Origin of the sequence: Anaerophaga thermohalophila DSM 12881, from assembly GCF_000191885.1 — a bacterium.
GTDB classification, from domain to species: domain Bacteria; phylum Bacteroidota; class Bacteroidia; order Bacteroidales; family Marinilabiliaceae; genus Anaerophaga; species Anaerophaga thermohalophila.
Window position 1 is genome coordinate 1 of sequence record NZ_AEWI01000102.1, and the last position, 4,634, is coordinate 4,634.

At 33.8% G+C, this 4,634-nt stretch carries 6 protein-coding genes; all 6 read right to left on the minus strand.

Features of this window, described 5'->3' with window-relative positions:
* Positions 1 to 72: 72 nt before the first annotated feature.
* Positions 73 to 480, minus strand: a complete 408-nt coding sequence (locus ATH1_RS0115775) for a putative toxin-antitoxin system toxin component, PIN family (protein WP_010424007.1) — start codon at positions 478 to 480, stop codon at positions 73 to 75.
* Positions 470 to 685 (minus strand): hypothetical protein, encoded by a 216-nt coding sequence (locus tag ATH1_RS0115780; protein WP_010424011.1) that lies wholly within the window; start codon positions 683 to 685, stop codon positions 470 to 472. Before ATH1_RS0115780 ends, ATH1_RS0115775 begins: the two co-directional genes overlap by 11 nt.
* 1,179 nt (positions 686 to 1,864) lie before the next feature.
* Entirely contained in the window at positions 1,865 to 2,704 is an 840-nt protein-coding gene (locus tag ATH1_RS0115785; RefSeq protein WP_010424014.1) for a DUF2971 domain-containing protein, read from the minus strand.
* 1,087 nt (positions 2,705 to 3,791) lie between these two features.
* A complete protein-coding gene (locus ATH1_RS21525) occupies positions 3,792 to 3,956 on the minus strand; it encodes a hypothetical protein (RefSeq protein WP_010424020.1) in 165 nt (54 codons plus the stop codon).
* A gap of 5 nt (positions 3,957 to 3,961) precedes the next feature.
* Positions 3,962 to 4,171 carry a hypothetical protein gene (locus ATH1_RS0115795; protein WP_010424021.1) on the minus strand — a complete coding sequence of 70 codons (210 nt, stop codon included), beginning with the start codon at positions 4,169 to 4,171 and terminating at the stop codon, positions 3,962 to 3,964.
* 29 nt (positions 4,172 to 4,200) lie between these two features.
* Complete coding sequence (locus tag ATH1_RS0115800; protein WP_010424024.1) at positions 4,201 to 4,410, minus strand: hypothetical protein; 210 nt, start codon at positions 4,408 to 4,410, stop codon at positions 4,201 to 4,203.
* Between the last annotated feature and the right edge of the window lie 224 nt (positions 4,411 to 4,634).

Below are 4,634 nucleotides of genomic sequence, written 5' to 3' on the forward strand. Positions count from 1 at the left end.
CAAGGAAAAACGAAGCTTACAATATGCTGTGGAGCCCCGGCTGGCGTATACAGTTTTGTTGCAGCGTCGTGTTTATATCTTTTCTTTTAATTCTCTGATAGTTAGTATTTTTGTTTTTTCAATTCTCTTCAGTTCCAATAAATCATTGTCTCCCGTTACAAGAAAATCTGCTTTACTGTCAATTGCCAGGTTCAACAAGAAATTATCTTTGAAATCTCTACAAATTTCTATATTTGATGTGGTTTCAATTATTTTTGCGAAGTTGTCAAATGAGCGAAGCAGTTTCTGAATATCTTGGTCTGTGAAGTACTTTTGAAATTTTGGTCGAGTGGCAACAGTCAGGAATTCTTGAATTAATTCTTTCGAGAAAATCAAAGTAACTCTCTTATTCTCAACAAATTTGTCAATAAAGTTGTAGTTTTTTGTAATTAAAAAGCTAATCCAAAGGTTTGTGTCCAGAATGACCTTTTTACTTCTCATATCGGGATGCTCTAACTGATTCTACTTCTTTAGTTATTTCGTCCAAAGAAGGCGCATTCTCGGATTGGCTTCTTAATTTTTCGAGTAATTCAGAGAATTCCGATTTTGTTTTCTCTTTTCTAATCTTAATTAATTTCATATCAGCCAAGTCTTTAATCAGTCGTTTGGCTTTCGGATTTATGATATCAATACGTAATGATTCCATAGCTATCAGTTTTTATCAAAGATACGAAATTCTGAATTTCTTTGGGCCTTTTTGTACTATTGAAGAAATGTTGTCTTGTTTTTTTACATGCGCTGCAACGCCCGGCTGTATGCGTCAGGCCGGGGCTTTCAACCCGAAAAGATTGTGTCAAACCGTGAGCGGGTAACAAGGAAAAACGAAGCTTGCAATATGCTGTGGAGCCCCGGCTGGCGTATACAGTTTTGTTGGGGGGCGTTTTTCCTTTCGTCCGTTAAGTTATTTTCAATTTAATCGTTTGGTATTCATTTGGTTAGGCTTTGGTTTTTCAATCATTTCTTGTCAATCCGTTAAAAATGACTTTTAAAAATAGCAATTTCCGACCAATTCGTTTTAATTCTATAACTTCATTTTCTGGCCGTTGCGATTTCGTTTTTAATCATTTTGCGCAATTTTCCGCTGCAATTATTTCCGTTTTGCCACTAAAATCTGCGGTTTTCAATGCAAATCACTTCATTTTCCAGTCGTAAACGTTCATTATCCATTTTCAACCGTTATTTTCTGCCCGTTACGACTTAATTATTAATCATTTTTCGCAAAATTTTCCCTGAAATCATTTCGTTATCAATTGATTCTGGCTTTTGGCCACTTTCAAACATTGCGAAATTTTCAATCCGTTACAAACTGTTTTTATTCTGTTTTTGTCAATAAAATCAGCGTTTTTCAATGTAAATCACTCCATCTTCAGACCGTAATCACTATTATTTCATTTTCAATCAAAATTTTCAGGGCTTTACGTTTCGTGTTCAATTGCACTTTTATTTTTCTCTTAAAAATCAAACCGTTACGGATTTTGTTGAGCTTTTAATCCTTATTCAGTTTTCCGGTTAAAAATCTCTTTTTTCAACCGGTTAAAAATTCCGGATTTTGGTTTGGTTCCCGTTCGTAATTTGCTTTTAATTCATTATTTGTCAATCAATTATTTGCAAAGAAAAATCAAAATAGTGTTTCTGTTTAAGTTGGATTTTCAAGCCAATATGGTTTTCATTAAATGGGCCCCAACGTCCCGGCTATATGCGCCTGGGCGTGGTTTCAGACCAGCTATGGATTTATCAGCTTGAACGCATGGTTTTGGGAAAAACGAAACCTTCAATATGCTGTGGATGCCACGGCTGGCGTATATAGCTCCGTTGTGTGCTGCCTTTATATTTTTTTTGTCTCAAGTTTATATTCATTTTTTGCAGGTTCAGTTTTGTATAAATTTACATGTGGTAATTCACAATTAATAATTTTCTTCAAATCATCCATATCAGATTGTGGCATTTTATAACCTATAATTATTTTTTTAATCGTTTCTTTTGGAATTTTGCATATTGTTTTTGGTGCTTTTTGTTTATGTAATCTATATTCTACTTCGTAATCCCAGATGTCTGATTTTGAGAAAATTTGTTTCATCCACTGTTCGCTTTTACTCTCAGTTGGTTTTATTAAAGGAAAATCTTTCTCATAGTTCACAGGTCCACCATCCGTGAAAAAATTGAACAACTTTTTTGAATCAAATCCAACGCAAAAACCAGTGTGAGCATTTGCATAATGAGACCACATTAAAATAATGTCATTTATAGCTGACGCACAAAAAATTCCAGCGGTTGTGTTAATATACTCTTGGATTTCTGAATTTATTTGTTCGATTACCTTATTATTTTTATAATTACCTTTATTTTTTAAAAGATTAAATTTTTCTTTCTTCTTTTGTTCAGAGAGATTGTGATAATGCTTCTCAATATATTGTTGTAAAAAAATGTTTTCTAAATTTTTATCTTCTTTTAATAGATAATATGCTACAGGTATTTTACAATCAAACGGGTCGTTAAATTCATCTGGTGATGAAAGATACAATTCTTGGTGAAGAAGTAGTCTCTTATGATATTCATTTTTCCAATCTCTATATTTATATACAAATCGTGGAATTTCTTTGCCATTCCAAGGAATCATTTCTATTTCTTTAATTCCGAATCGTGTTTGAATCTTTTTGATTTTCATTTCATTTCATTTGGTTGCACACAACGTCCCTACTGTATGCGTCAGGCCGGGGCTTTCAAACCCCATAAGTTTGTTTCAAGCCGTGAGCGGGTAACAAGGAAAAACGAAGCTTGTAATATGCTGTGGAGCCCCGGCTGGCGTATACAGTTTTGTTGGGGCCCGTTTTTCCTTTCGTCCGTTAAGTTATTTTCAATTTAATCGTTTGGTATTCATTTGGTTAGGCTTTGGTTTTTCAATCATTTCTTGTCAATCCGTTAAAAATGACTTTTAAAAATAGCAATTTCCGACCAATTCGTTTTAATTCTATAACTTCATTTTCTGGCCGTTGCGATTTCGTTTTTAATCATTTTGCGCAATTTTCCGCTGCAATTATTTCCGTTTTGCCACTAAAATCTGCGGTTTTCAATGCAAATCACTTCATTTTCCAGTCGTAAACGTTCATTATCCATTTTCAACCGTTATTTTCTGCCCGTTACGACTTAATTATTAATCATTTTTCGCAAAATTTTCCCTGAAATCATTTCGTTATCAATTGATTCTGGCTTTTGGCCACTTTCAAACATTGCGAAATTTTCAATCCGTTACAAACTGTTTTTATTCTGTTTTTGTCAATAAAATCAGCGTTTTTCAATGTAAATCACTCCATCTTCAGACCGTAATCACTATTATTTCATTTTCAATCAAAATTTTCAGGGCTTTACGTTTCGTGTTCAATTGCACTTTTATTTTTCTCTTAAAAATCAAACCGTTACGGATTTTGTTGAGCTTTTAATCCTTATTCAGTTTTCCGGTTAAAAATCTCTTTTTTCAACCGGTTAAAAATTCCGGATTTTGGTTTGGTTCCCGTTCGTAATTTGCTTTTAATTCATTATTTGTCAATCAATTATTTGCAAAGAAAAATCAAAATAGTGTTTCTGTTTAAGTTGGATTTTCAAGCCAATATGGTTTTCATTAAATGGGCCCCAACGGATGGCGGTATGAAACGTTGGGGATTTCGGAGCTACTTCACTATCAAAGTACAGAGAACTTTGATGCGAGAACCGAGGCTCAAATAACTACCTCGCCCCCAATGTTTTATGACCGCGTGTTAGGCACTGGGCATTATTTTCTTTAGTTGGAATGTCATAGTTCCTATTTTGCTTGAATAATCCCGAATCAATTCATAATCAGGACTGTCTTCTTTAGACTCATTTGTGATTCTTTCTGATAATTTCAAAATCTTGTCTAAAATATCTTGTATTTCTGCATTCATAATATTTAGAATTTATTATCACTTTCCAAAACTTCATCAATAAGCTTATCAAGGAGCAATGGATTGTCTTGAATGTTGCATATTTTCTTGTCAATCAGTAGGGTTTTAAAATCATCAACTGCTTTTAAAAATTCTTCATTGTTTGATTCTTTTGCTTTACGCACCATTTCAATGAATGGCATCAAATCTTGTTTTAATTTGTTATCATTATTCATAGCTTATAAATTTTTTGTCATGTAAAAATCTATCTGTTAAGTAATTTATTGAGACGCTCGATTTCCGCAATTACCGCTCTACCTTTAGCAGCAATACTATCAAGTTCTGCACTTTGTAGATTATTCGGTTGTAAGTCTCCTTGAATAATTTCTTCATTACATTTTTCGGTAATCAATCGACAATCTTCTAAAATTTTTTCTTGGTATTTAATTCTGTTCAAAATTTCTTTTTGTGTCATATCATAATGTTTATTATAAATACTTTGTTCTAACGAAAAATCTCAAATTAGCAGGGATTTTTTCTTGCCTTGTGCCTAACGCCCGGCTGTATGCGTCAGGCCGGGGCTTTCAAACCCCATAAGATTGTTTCAAACCGTGAGCGGGTAACAAGGAAAAACGAAGCTTGCAATATGTTGTGGAGCCCCGGCTGGCGTATACAGTTTTGTTGGGGGGCGTTTTTCCT

Bases quoted from the DNA above. Each gene is read 5' to 3' on its own strand.
- ATH1_RS0115780 (WP_010424011.1), bottom strand. From the start codon at position 685: ATGGAATCATTACGTATTGATATCATAAATCCGAAAGCCAAACGACTG.
- ATH1_RS21525 (WP_010424020.1), bottom strand. From the start codon at position 3,956: ATGAATGCAGAAATACAAGATATTTTAGACAAGATTTTGAAATTATCA.
- ATH1_RS0115775 (WP_010424007.1), bottom strand. From the start codon at position 480: ATGAGAAGTAAAAAGGTCATTCTGGACACAAACCTTTGGATTAGCTTT.
- ATH1_RS0115800 (WP_010424024.1), bottom strand. From the start codon at position 4,410: ATGACACAAAAAGAAATTTTGAACAGAATTAAATACCAAGAAAAAATT.
- ATH1_RS0115785 (WP_010424014.1), bottom strand. From the start codon at position 2,704: ATGAAAATCAAAAAGATTCAAACACGATTCGGAATTAAAGAAATAGAA.
- ATH1_RS0115795 (WP_010424021.1), bottom strand. From the start codon at position 4,171: ATGAATAATGATAACAAATTAAAACAAGATTTGATGCCATTCATTGAA.